The sequence below is a fragment of the Conyzicola sp. genome (assembly GCF_046714715.1).
In the GTDB taxonomy this organism is placed as follows: domain Bacteria; phylum Actinomycetota; class Actinomycetes; order Actinomycetales; family Microbacteriaceae; genus Conyzicola.
Window position 1 is genome coordinate 35,053 of sequence record NZ_JBKKAD010000168.1, and the last position, 14,401, is coordinate 49,453.

17 protein-coding genes are annotated in these 14,401 nt (G+C 69.6%); 6 read left to right on the plus strand and 11 right to left on the minus strand.

Going from position 1 to position 14,401, the window contains the following annotated elements:
* The first annotated feature begins 40 nt into the window (after positions 1–40).
* Together ACLQ6X_RS12985 and ACLQ6X_RS12990 are read left to right on the plus strand one after the other, a co-directional pair.
* Positions 41–1,231, plus strand: coding sequence for a glycoside hydrolase family 1 protein (locus tag ACLQ6X_RS12985; RefSeq protein WP_411700571.1), 1,191 nt, complete (start codon positions 41–43; stop codon positions 1,229–1,231).
* A gap of 187 nt (positions 1,232–1,418) precedes the next feature.
* Positions 1,419–2,120 (plus strand): antibiotic biosynthesis monooxygenase, encoded by a 702-nt coding sequence (locus ACLQ6X_RS12990; protein WP_411700572.1) that lies wholly within the window; start codon positions 1,419–1,421, stop codon positions 2,118–2,120.
* Positions 2,121–2,153: 33 nt separating this feature from the next.
* On the opposite strand, the gene ACLQ6X_RS12995 is transcribed toward ACLQ6X_RS12990, so the two are convergent.
* Entirely contained in the window at positions 2,154–2,984 is an 831-nt protein-coding gene (locus tag ACLQ6X_RS12995; protein ID WP_411700573.1) for an NAD(P)H-hydrate epimerase, read from the minus strand.
* Positions 2,985–3,138: 154 nt separating this feature from the next.
* Between ACLQ6X_RS12995 and ACLQ6X_RS13000 the strand changes: the two genes are divergently transcribed.
* A complete protein-coding gene (locus tag ACLQ6X_RS13000) occupies positions 3,139–3,519 on the plus strand; it encodes a DUF3054 domain-containing protein (RefSeq protein WP_411700574.1) in 381 nt (126 codons plus the stop codon).
* 35 nt (positions 3,520–3,554) lie between these two features.
* Here the strand turns inward: ACLQ6X_RS13000 and ACLQ6X_RS13005 are convergent, their stop codons facing one another.
* The 5 genes from ACLQ6X_RS13005 to ACLQ6X_RS13025 form a co-directional block, all read right to left on the minus strand.
* The gene (locus ACLQ6X_RS13005; protein ID WP_411700575.1) at positions 3,555–4,628 is read right to left on the minus strand and encodes a glycosyltransferase; all 1,074 of its coding nucleotides are present in this window, start codon (positions 4,626–4,628) and stop codon (positions 3,555–3,557) included.
* Positions 4,625–5,446 carry a glycosyltransferase family 2 protein gene (locus ACLQ6X_RS13010; RefSeq protein ID WP_411700576.1) on the minus strand — a complete coding sequence of 274 codons (822 nt, stop codon included), beginning with the start codon at positions 5,444–5,446 and terminating at the stop codon, positions 4,625–4,627. Before ACLQ6X_RS13010 ends, ACLQ6X_RS13005 begins: the two co-directional genes overlap by 4 nt.
* Positions 5,443–6,591: a hypothetical protein gene (locus ACLQ6X_RS13015; RefSeq protein WP_411700577.1), complete on the minus strand. Its 1,149-nt coding sequence runs from the start codon at positions 6,589–6,591 to the stop codon at positions 5,443–5,445. Before ACLQ6X_RS13015 ends, ACLQ6X_RS13010 begins: the two co-directional genes overlap by 4 nt.
* 179 nt (positions 6,592–6,770) lie before the next feature.
* Positions 6,771–7,232, minus strand: coding sequence for a DUF1294 domain-containing protein (locus tag ACLQ6X_RS13020; RefSeq protein WP_411700578.1), 462 nt, complete (start codon positions 7,230–7,232; stop codon positions 6,771–6,773).
* 67 nt (positions 7,233–7,299) lie between these two features.
* Complete coding sequence (locus ACLQ6X_RS13025; protein ID WP_411700579.1) at positions 7,300–7,719, minus strand: DUF1761 domain-containing protein; 420 nt, start codon at positions 7,717–7,719, stop codon at positions 7,300–7,302.
* 53 nt (positions 7,720–7,772) lie between these two features.
* Between ACLQ6X_RS13025 and ACLQ6X_RS13030 the strand changes: the two genes are divergently transcribed.
* Complete coding sequence (locus ACLQ6X_RS13030; protein ID WP_411700580.1) at positions 7,773–9,134, plus strand: MFS transporter; 1,362 nt, start codon at positions 7,773–7,775, stop codon at positions 9,132–9,134.
* A gap of 40 nt (positions 9,135–9,174) precedes the next feature.
* On the opposite strand, the gene ACLQ6X_RS13035 is transcribed toward ACLQ6X_RS13030, so the two are convergent.
* The 3 genes from ACLQ6X_RS13035 to ACLQ6X_RS13045 all read right to left on the minus strand — a co-directional run bounded on the left by ACLQ6X_RS13035 (position 9,175) and on the right by ACLQ6X_RS13045 (position 11,990).
* On the minus strand, positions 9,175–9,648 hold the full coding sequence (locus tag ACLQ6X_RS13035) for an NUDIX domain-containing protein (protein WP_411700581.1): 474 nt from the start codon (positions 9,646–9,648) through the stop codon (positions 9,175–9,177).
* 136 nt (positions 9,649–9,784) lie between these two features.
* The gene (locus ACLQ6X_RS13040) at positions 9,785–10,240 is read right to left on the minus strand and encodes an SRPBCC family protein (protein ID WP_188509914.1); all 456 of its coding nucleotides are present in this window, start codon (positions 10,238–10,240) and stop codon (positions 9,785–9,787) included.
* Between the two features lie 241 nt (positions 10,241–10,481).
* On the minus strand, positions 10,482–11,990 hold the full coding sequence (locus tag ACLQ6X_RS13045) for an HNH endonuclease signature motif containing protein (RefSeq protein ID WP_411700582.1): 1,509 nt from the start codon (positions 11,988–11,990) through the stop codon (positions 10,482–10,484).
* Between the two features lie 128 nt (positions 11,991–12,118).
* Here ACLQ6X_RS13045 and ACLQ6X_RS13050 point away from each other — a divergent pair, with 128 nt between their 5' ends.
* Together ACLQ6X_RS13050 and ACLQ6X_RS13055 are read left to right on the plus strand one after the other, a co-directional pair.
* Positions 12,119–12,451, plus strand: coding sequence for a hypothetical protein (locus tag ACLQ6X_RS13050; RefSeq protein ID WP_411700583.1), 333 nt, complete (start codon positions 12,119–12,121; stop codon positions 12,449–12,451).
* 174 nt (positions 12,452–12,625) lie between these two features.
* Complete coding sequence (locus tag ACLQ6X_RS13055; RefSeq protein WP_411700584.1) at positions 12,626–13,459, plus strand: aldo/keto reductase; 834 nt, start codon at positions 12,626–12,628, stop codon at positions 13,457–13,459.
* A gap of 55 nt (positions 13,460–13,514) precedes the next feature.
* Here the strand turns inward: ACLQ6X_RS13055 and ACLQ6X_RS13060 are convergent, their stop codons facing one another.
* Both ACLQ6X_RS13060 and ACLQ6X_RS13065 read right to left on the minus strand, forming a co-directional pair.
* Positions 13,515–13,652 carry a hypothetical protein gene (locus tag ACLQ6X_RS13060; protein WP_188509911.1) on the minus strand — a complete coding sequence of 46 codons (138 nt, stop codon included), beginning with the start codon at positions 13,650–13,652 and terminating at the stop codon, positions 13,515–13,517.
* Positions 13,653–13,822: 170 nt separating this feature from the next.
* Positions 13,823–14,332, minus strand: coding sequence for a hypothetical protein (locus ACLQ6X_RS13065; RefSeq protein ID WP_411700585.1), 510 nt, complete (start codon positions 14,330–14,332; stop codon positions 13,823–13,825).
* Positions 14,333–14,401: the final 69 nt, after the last annotated feature.

Sequence of the window (14,401 nt, forward strand, 5' to 3'; positions counted from 1 at the left end):
TCTCGACCAGTTCACCACCGCACCACAAGGAGACACACCCATGCGTACATTCCCCGACGGATTCCTCTGGGGCGCCGCGACGGCAGCCCACCAGATCGAGGGCAACAACGTGAACAGCAACTGGTGGGTTCACGAGAACGAGCCGGGCACCACCATCGTCGAGCCGAGCGGCGACGCGGCGGACAGCTACCACCGCTACCGCGACGACGTCAAGATCCTGGCCGACCTGGGGCTGAACTCCTACCGGTTCAGCATCGAGTGGTCCCGCATCGAGCCCGAACGCGGGCTCGTCTCGCGCGCGTCGATCGACCACTACCGCCGCATGGTCGACACCTGCCTCGAGTTCGGCGTCGAGCCGATCGTCACGCTCATGCACTTCACGGTGCCGCGCTGGTTCGAGACCGACGGTTTCTGGCGCGCGCCCGACGCGGCCGACCTGTTCGCCCGGTACACCGAGCTGGCGCTGCCGGTCGTCTCGTCGGGCGTGAACTACGTCTGCACGATCAACGAACCGAACATCGCCGCGATGCTCGCCGGGGGAGAGGACGCGTCGAACCTGGTCGCGTACGGCCTGCCGAAGCCCGACCTGGCGGTCGCCGACGCACTGCTGGCCTCGCACCAGCGGTCGCGCGAGGTGTTGTCGCAGGTGAGCGGGCTCAAGACCGGCTGGACCGTCGCGACCCAGGCGTTCGAGGCGGCGACGCTGCCCGACGGCTCGGTCGAACCGGGAGCCGCCGAGAAGCTGAAGGAGATCGCCGACCCCGCCGAGAACTGGTACCTCTCGAGCATCAAGGGCGACGACTTCGTGGGCGTGCAGGCGTACACGCGCAACATCGTCGGGCCGGAGGGCATCCGCCCGCCGAAGCCCGAGGTGGAGAAGACCCTCACCCAGTGGGAGTACTTCCCGCCCGCGGCCGGCATCGGCGTGCGCGCCGCATGGGAGTTGAGCGACCACGTTCCGGTCATGGTCACCGAGAACGGCATCGCGACGCAGGACGACGCCCGCCGCATCGACTACACGCGGGGCGCGCTCGAGGGGCTGCACGACTGCATCGCCGACGGCATCGAGCTGCTGGGCTACCAGCACTGGTCGGCGCTCGACAACTACGAGTGGGCGTCGGGGTTCGCCCCGACCTTCGGCCTCATCGCCTGGGATAAGGAGACGTTCGCCCGTACGCCCAAGCCGAGCGCGGCCTGGTATGGCGAGGTGGCGCGCGACAACGGACTGTAGCCACTTTCGCAACTCAGGCAGATTCTCGGATGTCGCGGCCACCGGGTCGCGACATCCGCGTGCCACTGCGGCAGGCGGCATCCGCGCCCCTGCTTCTGCCTGAGTTGCGAAGGTTTTCCGGCCGGGTTGCGGCAGAGTGCGGGGTTGCGCACCCGGCCCGCGGCGGGGTGCCCGTTACGCTCGATGGGTGATTACGCACAGCAAGGCCTCCCTCTCGATCATCAGCGAGACCCACCCGGCGGCCGAGGTGGGCGCCGTGCTCGGACTCGAGCCGACCCGCACCGCCGAGATCGGCGACCGCAAGGCGCTCAGCGGGCTGCCGCGCAAATACTCGCTGTGGGTGCTCGAGGCGGAGGCGCACGACGGGCTCGACCCGCTCGAATCCCTGGCCGAGACGCTGCGCGGCACGGCGGCGGCGCTCGAGACCCTGCGCGAGAACTACTCCACCGAGATCGTCTACGGCGGCTTCTCCGACAGCTCGCAGGGCAGCTTCGTCTTCGGCGCGAAACTGATGGCCGACCTGGGCGCGCTCGGCTGCGACTTCCTCGGCACGACGTATCTCGAGGAGCCGGAGTACGACACCCCGAACGTGCGCGAACAGGTGGTGCTGCCGGTCACCCCCGGTCGCGAAGACGAGTTCGAGGCGGCGTTCGCGTCGGCCCAGCACATCGTCGCGGCGTCGCCCGGCTTCCGCGACCTCACCCTGTCGCGCGGAATCGAGACACCGAACCACTACCTGCTGCTCATCGAGTGGGAGTCGCTCGAGGCCCACGAGCAGGGTTTCCGCGGCTCGCCGGCGTACGACGAGTGGCGTTCGATGCTGCACCATTTCTACGAGCCGATGCCCGAGGTGGCGCACTACACCGAGCTGGCCCGGCTGCGCGGCTAGGGCGGCGGGGCGGCTAGGGCGGCGGCGGGGCGGCTAGGGCGTCTGGCCGACGCGCACGACCGGCTCCATCGCGGCCAACTGCTCGCCGAGCCCGATGTCGATCAGTCGCACGTCGCCCGCGTACCCGCTCGCCGGCGCCAGAAGCAGCCCGGCCTTGTAGCCGCCGAAGGTCACGGTCACGGTCGCGCGCAGCACGCACGGGTCGGGCACGCCGCCGTCGTCCGGGTGGATTCCGCTCGGGATATCCACCGCGACCACTGGCGTCGTGCCGCCGGCCTCGAGGATGGCCGCGACAATCGCGCGGGCGCGTCCGCGCAGGGCCGGATGCGCGCTGGTTCCGGTTCCGAGGATGCCGTCGACCACGACATCCGCGGATGAAACGAGCCGCGCGATCTCGTCGGGTGCGGCGCCGACCGCGCGCGCGGCGGTCTCCGCGGGGCGGACTGATTCCGCGGGCCCGGCTGTCTCGCGCCCGGCCGTCTCCCGCCCGGCTGTCTCCCGCCCGGCTGTCTCCCGCCCGGCTGTCTCTCGCCCGGCTGTCTCTCGCCCGGCCGTCTCTCCAGGCCCGGCCTCGTGCGCTCCCGCGCCGATCGCGGCCGCGAGCGCCCCGTCGTGCACCCGGTCGCCGGTACGCACGATCGTGACATCCGCGCCCCCGGCCGCCAGGGTCGCCCCGGCGAACAGCGCGTCCGCGCCGTTGTTGCCGGTGCCGACGAGCAGCACGACCCGGGCGTCGTCGCGGCCGACGAGCGCGCGCACCTCTCGCGCCAGCCCGGCGGCGGCGCGCTGCATCAGCGGAACACCCGCCGCGAGCAGGGGCGCCTCGGCGGCCCGCACCTGCGCCGCGCTGTAGCCGAGAATCATGGGTCTATTCTGCGCGCTTCAGGTCTCGATACGGCCGTGGGCGGCCTGCTCAACCCGCGGCCCGGTCGCTGAGCCTGTCGAAGCGCGAGCCCGTCGAAGCACGCGACACCCCGCGAGCGCGCGAGCCGGTCACCGCGCGCGTACCGTTGACCCCATGCGTCCCGCCACCCGAACCGCCCTGCTCGCCTTCCTGACCGACGCGGCGCTCGTGCTCGTCTTCGTGCTGATCGGCCGCGCGAGCCACGACGAGAACCCGATGCTCGGGGCGCTCGTGACTTACTGGCCGTTCCTCGTGGCGCTGCTGGTCGGATGGGTGCTCGCTCGCGCGTGGAGGTCTCCGCTCGCCGTGCTGCGCAGTGGCGTGCCGATCTGGGTCACGACGGTCGCGCTCGGCATGCTGCTGCGGGTGCTGGCCGACCAGGGCGTTCAGTGGAGCTTCGTGATCGTGACATCCGTGGTTCTGGGCGTCTTCCTGCTCGGCTGGCGAGCCGTCGCCCACCTGGTGAGCGCGCGCCGTCGCGCCCGCACGAACTAGCCGCTCAGGCCGCCCGGTCGCTCAGGCCGACCGGTTCAGGCGGAACGCTCGACCGGCACCGCGGCCAGATCCACCAGCACCGACTCGTAGGCGTCGACCATGCCGCCGAACTCGAAACGGCGCGAGGCAGCGAGCGCCTCCGACCTGTCGATGCGCCGGGCGCGGGTGATGGCCGAGGCGAGAGCCGCGGCATCCGTCGACCGTGAAATGCACCCGCCCTGCCCGCCGAGCAGCTCGCTCACCGCGCCGTTCGGCAGAGCCGCGACGGGCGTGCCGCTCGCGAGCGCCTCGACCACGGTGAGGCCGAACGGTTCCTCCCACAGCGGCGACGAGACGAACACCTCGCCCGACGCGAAGAAGCCGGCGAGCTCGCGGTGCTGCAGGTGGCCGCGGTAGCGCACGTCCGCGCCGAGCCGCGGCGCGATCTCGGTCTCGAAGTAGTCGTGGCGCGAGATCGGCCCGGCGAACTCGAATTGCATGCCGGCGCTGCGGGCGGCGTCGATGGCGAGGTGCAGGCCCTTCTCGCGCGTGATGCGCGCCGCCCAGACCGCGAGGCCGGGGGTGTGCGCGACCGTGGGACGCCAGCGTTCGAGCTTGATGCCGTTGGGCACTACGTCGACCTCGGGCAGCATGCCGCGCCAGCCGCGCGCGTTCGACTCGGACACGGTGACGTACCGGTGCAGCGCACTCGGCGTCCAGCCGGGTCGGCTCACGATCGCGGTCACGTCGTCGAGGTTGGCGGGCGTGTGCAGGATGGTGAGCATCGGCAGCTCGCGCATCGCGCTGAACGGCTGCGAGCTCAGCGAGTTGTTGACGACGACGTCGAACCGGCCGTCGTGGATCACCGCGATGCTGTGGTGCACCGCCTCGGCGAGGAAGCCCTGCTGCTGCTTGCGCACGAGCGGGCTGGCCAAGTTGGTGAACTCGAAGTCCGCCGGCACGAGTGGGTAGACCTCGGCGTCGCTGACCGATCCCTCCTTCGCGAACAGGGTCACGTCGTGCCCGCGGGCCACCAGCTCGTCGGCGAGCATCGCGGTGTGCGCCTCGGTGCCGCCTTCGTAGGGCTCGGCGATGGCGTGGTGCATGTGGCTGAGCAGCGCGATTCTCACGTGGTGACTCCGATTCGGGTGTAGAGGCCGGCCGCGTCGCGACCCACGAGGCCGCGGCGTTCGAACTCGTCGAGCCAGCCGCGCATGGGCCAGAACCCCCAGCGGCTTTCGAACAGGGCGGCGTTGGTGAGGATGTCGTCGAGGTGCTGCACCGGCGGGTCCTGCGTCTCGTGGAACTGGTGGTACGCGACGGCGCCGCCCACCCAGACCAGGTCGATGCCGGCGTCGTCGGCCGCGAGCCCGAAGTCGGTGTCTTCGCCGCCGTACCCCGTGTATCCCTCGAAGAAGCCGTCGAGGTCGCGCCAGGCGGCACGGTCGACCGCGAACGACAGCGACCAGAACAGCTCGTGGCGGCCGCGGTCGATCTCGCCCGGCGAGGGGTTCGGACGGAACGCGTGCACGTGCGCGACGTCGTCGAACGAGGCCGGGCGGTTGTAGTCGACGCCCTCGGGCAGGTAGCCGACAGGACCGGTGAGCAGAGACCGCGGATGCTGCTGCGCGGCCTTCGCATACAGGTCGAGCAGCTGCGGGTGGGGGATGCAGTCCACGTCGAGGAACACTACGACGTCGGCGCCGCGTTCGAGCGCGAGGTCCGCGCCGCGGTTGCGCGCGGCGGCGAGCGGCAGCCGCCCGTCGACGGGCACGTCGACGACGAACGGAGCAGGGGCACCGCCGGGCGCCCAGCCGCCGAGGGCGGCGTCACCCATGGCCACCACGATGTAGTCGTCGGCCGCCCGGGTCGAGCGGGCGAGTGCGGCGTGCTGCCGCTCGAGATGCTCGTGCCGGCCGGAGACGATGGTGACGACGGCGACTCTCACGCTGCGTCGGTCCGGGGGAGCGCGGGCGAGGGAGGGGTGCCGGGGTCGAGAGCGGGCGAGGGAGCGGTGCCGGCGTCGCGAGCGGGCGAGGGAGCGGTGTCGGGTGGTGGCGAGGCGGGGGCGTCGTCGGCGTCGCCGGCATCGCCCGCGCCAACGGGTCGCGCGACGCGGCGCACGATGGCCGCCGCACGCGCGGCGGCGCCACCGTCGCACCAGACGCTCCACGCCTCGCCGTCGAGTGCCGCCGTCTCGCGCACGAGCCGCGCCCAGTCGACCGGCGACGCATCCACCGTCGGATCGACGATAGCCACCGGCATGTCGCTCGCCGCGAGCGCGCGCCCCATCGCGTGCTGCTCGTCGTGTGGCCGGTCCTCGGGCAGGATGATCGCCGGCACCCGCGACGCGGCGATCTCGGCGAGTGCGTTCTCGCCGCAGTGTGCGATCACGAGCGCCGAGGTGCGCAGCGTGTGGGCGACCGTCGCGCTGTCGGCGCCGGACAGCACGACCCAGTCGGCGTCGGGCAGGGCGCGCCGCGCTTCGGCGACGGCGGCGTCGAGCGCACTCACCCCGCGTGTGCCGAGTCCGGCGAGCACGGCGATCTGCCCGGCGACGCGGGGCAGCGAATCGACGGTGGCAATGCGGCTGATCGCGCCGACGGGCTCGATGCGGGGTGCGACGTCGTCCGCGACAGTCAGGGCGGCGATGTCCGGCGGCCAGACGGCGACGATCGCGCTCGACGCGCGGTAGCCCAGCGAGTGGGGCGCATCCGCCCGATCGCCCGGTTGGGCAATGGAGATGACCGGGATCCCGTGCAGCCGCACCAGCAACGCCACCTCGACCGACACGTCGACCACGACCGCCGACGGCGTCTCGCGTCGCAGCCACTCGGCGATGAGGCCCATGCGCTCGCGCAGTCCGTCGGAGCCGAGCGGCGCCCAGTGCAGCGCGTCGTGCGCCGTGGCGTCCGCGTCGGCGTCACGGTCGTGCGGCGAATGGTCGAGGGGGAGGTCGACCCAGCCGCCAGTCCAGGCCGCGGGTCGCGGGGACGACGAGAGGATGGTCACCTCGTCGCCCAGCTCGTGCGCGATCGACATGGCGCGGTGCAGGTGGCCGGCGCCGCGGTGGTGCGCGTAGTACCCGATCACAGGGCACCACGGGCAGAAGTCATTTCTTCACGGTATGTGCGCGCGCCGGATCGGAGCAGGCCTTGCTTTTCCCCTGCGTATCCGCAAGACCGCGCAGCGATGCGGATGTCGCGGGGCCGGTCGATGCCGTCGGGGTGCGTCGATCGGTCTGCGGCGGGGGCGTCGCCCTGCCGTGCGCCCTATCCCGCGAGCGCGCCGACCACCGGCGTCGTCAGCAGCACGAACCCGGCGACGTTCACCGCCGCGGTAACCCAGAAGACGGCGCGGAACGACCGCTTGGCCGTCTTGTGCCGCAGCATCTGCTGCGCGATGAGGGCGGCCGGCCAGCCGCCGACGACGGCGAGCAGGTGCAGCGTGTTCTCCGAGACGCGACGCCTGCCGGTTCCGGCGGCCCGCTTGTCGACGGCGTAGACGACGAAGGTGACGACACCCGCGACCAGGTAGAGCGCGTGCACCCAGACGGGGAACGGCCACTCGACCCACACGCCGAGATACAGCGCGGCGAAGGCGGCGAGCAGGATGTATCCGGGCAGGGCGGGCGCCGCTTTAGTGCGCGAAGAGCTCGTGGCCCTGCCTCGTGTGCCAGAGCCACGCACGTCGCGACCAACGCCGCCCGTCGGTCGTCGCCCGTCAGATCCCATCTGTCGAGGATAGCCAGCCGCCGCGGCTGCGAGCGCGAGCCCTGATTTCAGAGCCGCGCGGCCCGAGCTACGCCGGCCACACCCCGATGATCAGCGCCATGATCACGAGCGTCACGAACTCGTGCGCGATGTTCAGCACGGTCAGCCCGCTCGGACGCCCCTCGAAGGCGTCGTGCGTGATGAACCGCGCGGCGGTGAAGCCCGCCCACAGGATGATCGTGGTCACGAGCGCGTTCACCAGAAAACTGCCGCCGTAGAAGTCCCACGAGATGTAGGCTGCCCCGGCCAGCACCCACGCCGTGATGAAGCTCACGATGAGCGTGATCACGATCGGCCACGCCGCGTCCTTCGCGTTGCCGGAGGGGGTGACCTTCGCCACCCGCATCCAGTAGGTGCCGAAGACCTTCGGCGTGTACCAGACCGTACCGACGATCATGCTCGACAGGGTCGCGAGAATGACCGCCCAGTAGTTGATTTCGGGAGCCATGATGTCCTTTCGCCGTGCGGTTGACGGAATTCTATGACTAACCTCGAAGAATCATGAGTACCACCCGACCACCGGAACGCCTTCTCTCCCCGCAGTATCTCTGGACCACGGTCGGAGCCATCACCCTGATCTTCCTCGGCGCGTTCGAGTCGCTCGCCGTGACCACGATCATGCCCACCGTCAGCCGCGAACTCGACGGCGAGGCGTTGTATTCGCTCGCCTTCTCGGCCACCCTCGCCGCGAGCGTCATCGGCATGGTCGTCGCCGGCGGCTGGTCCGACCGGCGCGGTCCGTCCGGACCCCTCATCGCGTCGATGGCGGTGTTCGTCGTGGGTCTCGCGCTGTCGGGCACGGCGGAGAACATGTACGTGTTCATCGTCGGCCGGTTCCTGCAGGGCCTCGGTTCCGGCGCGACGATCGTCGCGCTCTACGTCGTGGTCGCGCGCATCTACCCGCCCGCGCTGCATCCGCGCATGTTCGGCGCGTTCGCGACGGCCTGGGTGCTGCCGTCCCTCATCGGCCCGCCTGTCGCGGGCGCCGTCGCCGACACCGTGGGCTGGCACTGGGTGTTCCTCGGCGTCGGCGTGATCTCGCTGGTCGCGGCCGGCGCGATCGTTCCCGCCCTGCTGCACCTTCGGTCGGTGGTCGTCGCCCCCGGAACAGCGGGCGCCCGCTGGGCCGTGCTCTGGGCGATCGTGGTCGCCGTCGCGGTGCTCGCGATCGGGCTCGGCGGCGAGAACGGCGGCCCGTTCGCCTGGCCCATCGTGGTGGTCGCCTTCGTGGTCGTGGTGCTGGCCCTGCGCCCATTGCTGCCGCGCGGAACCCTGATCGCCCGACGTGGCCTGCCCGCGACGGTGTTGCTGCGCGGCGCGGTCGCGGCGCCGTTCTTCGCGACGGAGGTCTACCTGCCCTACCTGCTGCACGAGCAGTACGGCCTGCCGTCGTGGCTGGCGGGGCTCATCCTCACGGTCGGCGCTCTGTCGTGGGCCGCCGGATCGACGCTGCAGGGACGACTCGGTGACCGGATGTCGCATTCCGCGACCCTGCGCATCGGTGCCGCCATCGTCTTCGCCGGTATCGCGGTGCAGCTGCTGACGGCCGCGCTGCTGCTCTCACCGATCGTCGCGGCCGCCGGATGGCTGCTCGCCGGCGGCGGTATGGGTCTGCTCTTCCCGCGCCTCTCGACCCTCGTGCTGTCGCTGTCCAGCGACACCGACCAGGGTTTCAACAGCTCCGCGCTGACCATCGCCGACTCGACCGCCGCGGCAACGGCGATCGCGTTCGCCGGTCTCGTCTTCACGGCGTTCGGTGCGGCGACCGGCGCCGGCTTCGTCGCGGCTCTCGCGCTGACGACGGTGCTGGCACTCGTGGCCATCCCGATCGCCGCCCGCGTCCAGACCCGCACCGACGCCTGACCCGTAAGCCGCTTTTATCGCCGCATTGCCTCGAGCGCGGTCAGCGCAGTATCGCCTCGAGCGCGGCTACCGCCGGCACCTGGCCCTTGACCAACCTTGAGCGCGCGACGTCGGCCGGGCACCACTCGGCACGGTCGATCTCGGGGAAAGTGATCTGATGACCGCTTCCCCGCGGCCACTCGACGGTCACGGGGTTGCTCGCGAACTCGTGCTCCGCGAATCCGAGATCGCTTTCGGCCGCGAACACCGTGACGATCTTGCCCGACACGTAGCGAAAGTCGCCGAGCCGAACGTATTCAGCCTCCGGTGCGGGCTGCCCGATCTCTTCGGCGAACTCGCGTCGAGCGGTCGCGAAGTCGTTTTCGCCGGGTTCGATGAGTCCTTTGGGGATCGACCACGCCGCGGCATCGCGCCTCGCCCAGATCGGACCACCCATGTGGCCGATGAACACCTCGAGGCTCTCCCGGCGCCGGTACAGCAGGAGGCCCGCGCTGTGATCGGCGGAGGTAGGCATCCCTCAGCCTAAAACGACGAGGGCCCCGACAGCAGAAGCTGCGGGGCCCTCGAGGTAACGAACTGGCCACACCTCACGGTAGGCTCTCCGGCTGGTTCGAGCGTTGTGCTCGCGCGTACCAGTCGAACGCGCGGTGCTAGTTGGCGACGTCTCCGCGCCAGGCTCCGGTCGCGGTGTGCTGCTCTTCGATGAACTTCTTGAAGTTGTCGAGGTCGCTCTTGATGATGTGGTCGTCGACACCCAGAACGGCGCCGGCCTTTTCGGCGAGGCCGCTGGCCTCCCAGTCGAGCTGCACGGTCACGCGCGTTTCGTCGTCTTTCAGCTTGTGGAAGGTGACCACACCCGCGTGGTTCTCTTCGCCGCCTACGCTGTTCCAGGCGACGCGCTCGTCGGCGTGCTGCTCAGTGATCTCGGCGTCGAATTCGCGCTCGATTCCGGCGACCTTCACCTTCCAGTGCGTGAGGGTGTCAGTGGTCTGGGTGATCGACTCGACGAAGCTCAGGAACTTGGGGAACGTCTCGAACTGGGTCCACTGGTTGTAGGCCGTCGAAACGGGAACGTTGACGTCGACGGTTTTGATGACCTGGGGCATTGCTATCTTCTTCCTGTTGATCTCTCTGGTGGATTGATCTGTCGGTTGCATTGATGTGCGGGCCACAAGGTTCGTGGCCACCCCTTCGACGTTACGGAGCCACCGGAGCGCTCGCTGCCCCTCGCCAGCGCGACGGTCGGGTGCTAGTGTCCCGCGTCGACCGCCCGTTCACAGGTTCGCCCGATTCACGCGTTCGCTGGTTCGATCTAGCAGACAGCGCTCCACCCGGCCGCCTCCCTGGCTATCCTGCCGCCGCTCTCTCCAGGTCGTGCAGCGCGGCGCTCTTCGAGGGCATCGCGCGCGGAACACGGTCGGGGTCGACGTCGGCCGGCGGCACGAGCCAGTAGTCGGCACCGCTTCGCGTGATCTCCCAGTTGTTGTCGTGCAGCAGCAGATGGTGATGTCGGCAGAGCAGGATGCCGTTCACAATGTCGGTGGGGCCGTGATCGCGTTTCCAATGTCGAATGTGGTGCGCTTCGGTCCACGAGGGTGGCCGATCGCAACCGGGCCAGCGACAGCCGCCATCGCGGGCCGCGAGGGCCACGCGTTGCCGCGCGGTGAAGAGCCTCTGTTCGCGGCCGACGTCGATGGGTTGCCCGGTAAAGAAGTCGATCGTGAGGGTGCCCACGTCGCAGGCGTTGCGTTCGATAGTCGCGATGGAGACCGGGATGTCGAGACCCTCGATGCGTCCGTGGCTGGGGGAGGGGGCTGTTGCGACGCCAGCACCAGCACCGACACCAGCGCCAGCACCAGCACCAGCACCGGTACCAGTTCCACCACCACCAGAACCGCCAGCGCCGAACGCCGAGCCCGCACGGGCGCGTTTCGCCGCTTCCAGCGCGGTCACGTTGGCGAGCAACCGCACCGCGGGCACACGGGAGCCGACCATGATGCGCGACTCGTCGGCCGCCGACCCCGCCCGCAGCACGTGCAGGAACGCATCGTGCACGTATTGGTCGGTCGTGCGGCCATCGGCGACGACAGCGTCGGCCCAAGCCTTGTCGTCGGGGTCGACGAACCGCGGCCCGCCCCGGCGTGGCGAGCTGATCGAGTCGTAGAGCGAGTCGAGGAACGCCGTGGACTCGAGATCGGCGTCGACGATGTAGCGGTTCAGGCCGTTCGCGCGTCGAACCCGGCGAACCGCCCGCTGCTCATAGATCTGGCGTTCACGTTCGACGATGCCGGCTTCGTCGAGGTCGTCGCGAAGTTCGCGGGCGCGCTTGAACATCGCGTCGGCATCGAGCGGGAGCGCGACCAACGATGCCGCCGCAGCGCTCAGCTGTTCGGCAGTGACCCCGACCCCCGGCTCACCGAGCCCGGCCTGAATGGCCGTCGCAGCCGCGACGGAAAGCGAGCCGCCTGCAACCGCCCGCCCGACGTCGCGCATCCAGACGGCACCCGAGGGTGTCGGCTCGTGGGCGTCGAGCACCAGCGCCCCGGCCTTCACCAGTGTCACTGCGTCGCGGGCGGTAGACCCCGTCTCGTGCTGCACGAGCTTCTCGGGCGTGCGGAAACCGGAGCGCTGAGCGAGGCCGGAATGCCCGAGCGACGGGTCTGAGCGGCGCCCGACCTCGCCCGCGACGACCGCGGCAGCGGTGTCGACCGCGCGTCGCACCGCCGCGAGCGACCGCTGGGCCGCCAATAGCTCGTCATCGGAGATAGACGTGAAGACCGTGGCATCCGAGGGCACCGACTCGGCGCACTGCAACAGCGTTGCGAGCGACGCATCGAGTGGGGCCGTGGAAGACATGTATGAATTTTCCCAAGCGACCGTCGCGCGTGGTGAAGATCCGGCCAAACTCGGGAGCGTTCTCCACAGGCAATATCTGTGGAGGACCGGTTGACCCGCCCCCTACCCCCGCGAGTACGGTCGTGCCCATGGCGAACATCGTGGAAAAGATCGCGCAACAGGTCACATCCGTTGGCGCGAAGGCAAGCTATGGAGAACCGGTCACCGTCGGTGGAGTCGAGCTCGTTCCCGTCGCGCTGGTCTGGTTCGGATTCGGCGGCGGAAGTGACGAAGCCGAGCAGGGCGGAGGAGGCGGCGGAGGCGCCAGTATCCCGGTCGGCGCCTACGTGCGCGGGCCGGACGGCGCCAAGTTCAAGCCGAACCTCGTGGCGCTGCTCGCGGTCACCGTGCCGATCGCCTGGGCGGTGAGCTGGGGAATCGTGGGTATCGCGCTGGCAGCGTCCGGTCGACGCAAGCGGTAGCGGGGCAGGTTTCGATACGGGCGCGGGCGCCCTACTCAACCAGCAGACGGCCCTACTCACCCAGCGACGAAAAACCTAATCCGTGTCATCCGGTATATATCCCGCAGCGACAGGCGTTGGCTTGGGGGTGTGGCGCGATCCGCCACTGTTCCGCAATGTAAGGAGAACGGCTCTATGAGTGCAGTACCCACCATCAAACTGAATGACGGCGTCGAGATTCCGCAGCTCGGATTCGGCGTGTTCCAGGTGCCGCCCGAGGACACCAAGAAGGCCACGCTCCAGGCGCTCGAGGTCGGCTACCGCCACATCGACACCGCCGAGATGTACGGTAACGAGAAGGGCGTCGGCGAGGCCGTCGCCGAGTCGGGAATCGCGCGCGACGAGATCTTCGTCACGAGCAAGCTGAACAACACGTTCCACGCCCGCGAAGACGCGCTCAAGGCGTTCGACACCACCATGGAGGCGCTCGGATTCGAGACGCTCGACCTCTTCCTCATCCACTGGCCGATGCCCGCCGTCGGCGATTACGTCGAGACGTGGAAGGCCATGGAGGAGATGAAGGCATCCGGCCGCGTCCGCTCGATCGGCGTGTCCAACTTCCAGCCCGCGCACCTTCAGCGTCTGTTCGACGAGACCGAGACCGTGCCCTCGGTCAACCAGATCGAGGTGCATCCGTACCTCACGAACGAGGTCGCCCGCGCGTTCAACGCTCAGCACGGTATCGCCACCGAGGCGTGGTCGCCGATCGCCAAGGGCAACGTGCTCACCGACCCCGTCGTCACCGCGATCGCCGAGCGGGTCGGCCGCAGCGCCGCCCAGGTCACCCTGCGCTGGCACATCCAGCGTGGCGACATCGTGTTCCCGAAGTCGGTCACGCGCAGCCGGGTCGAGGAGAACCTCGCCCTGTTCGACTTCGAGCTCACCGACGCCGACATCGACGCCATCGCGAAGCTCAACCGCGATGAGCGCACGGGTCCCGACCCCGACACGTTCAACTGGATTCCGTAACCCCCGGTTAAACGAAACTGCCCGCCTCGATCGAGGCGGGCAGTTCTGCGTTCAGCTACTTGGTCGACTCTGACTCTTCGTCTTCTTCGGGGTTGAAATTGCTGTCGGCCCCGAGGGTCACCGCGATTCCGTCGTCGGAGTTCGGGATGGTCTGATCGTCTCCGAGTCCGTCTGGCTTCTTTTTGTCGTTCATGTTCAACACCTAACTGTCGTGTGCCTCATGTCTACGCCGGGCCCTCGAGGTGATCAAGCGTCCGGGGCGGATTATGAGACTGGGCGCCTCGTGCGGTAGCGCGTCGCGTCGAAGAAGACATTCGGATGCTGCGCCGACACCCTCTCGGACGACCCCGTGCCGCCCGCCCGTCACCCGAACATCGCCCCGAGTACAGCCGCGAGCGCCACGCCGACCCCGGCCACGCCCACCGCCCAGCGCCACCGGATGACCCGCATGGCCGCTGCCGGCACGGTGAACAGCGGCGGCACGAGGAAGAGCCAGGAGAAGTCACTCGACGTCGTGACCAGCGGCACGGCCAGTATGGCCATGCCCCGCGACATGCCCGAGAACACGTGCACGGCCAGCAGCACGATCGCGAAGACCACCGTGAATCGGCCGCCGTGCTCCCGGTTGCGCATGCCGACCCCGACGATGATGACCGCCACCATGTAGCCGATCACCAACCCGAGAGCGGCTCCGAGCAGGATCGTCTGCAGGCCCGATACCTCGTTGCGCGCTTGGGCAGAGGCGACCAAGACGATGGTCCAGCGCACCGCGGCGGCGCCGACGAACGACCCCGCGACGACGGCCAACGCGAAGCGCCAGGTGAGCGGCCGGTGAACGGCCGGGCGGCTCGCAAAGGCGCTCTCGTCCGCCATCTACCGCCCCCTTCACCGTGTGGAAAGCTCAGGTTACGTCATCGATCGAAGGGCGTCGATCGCAACACG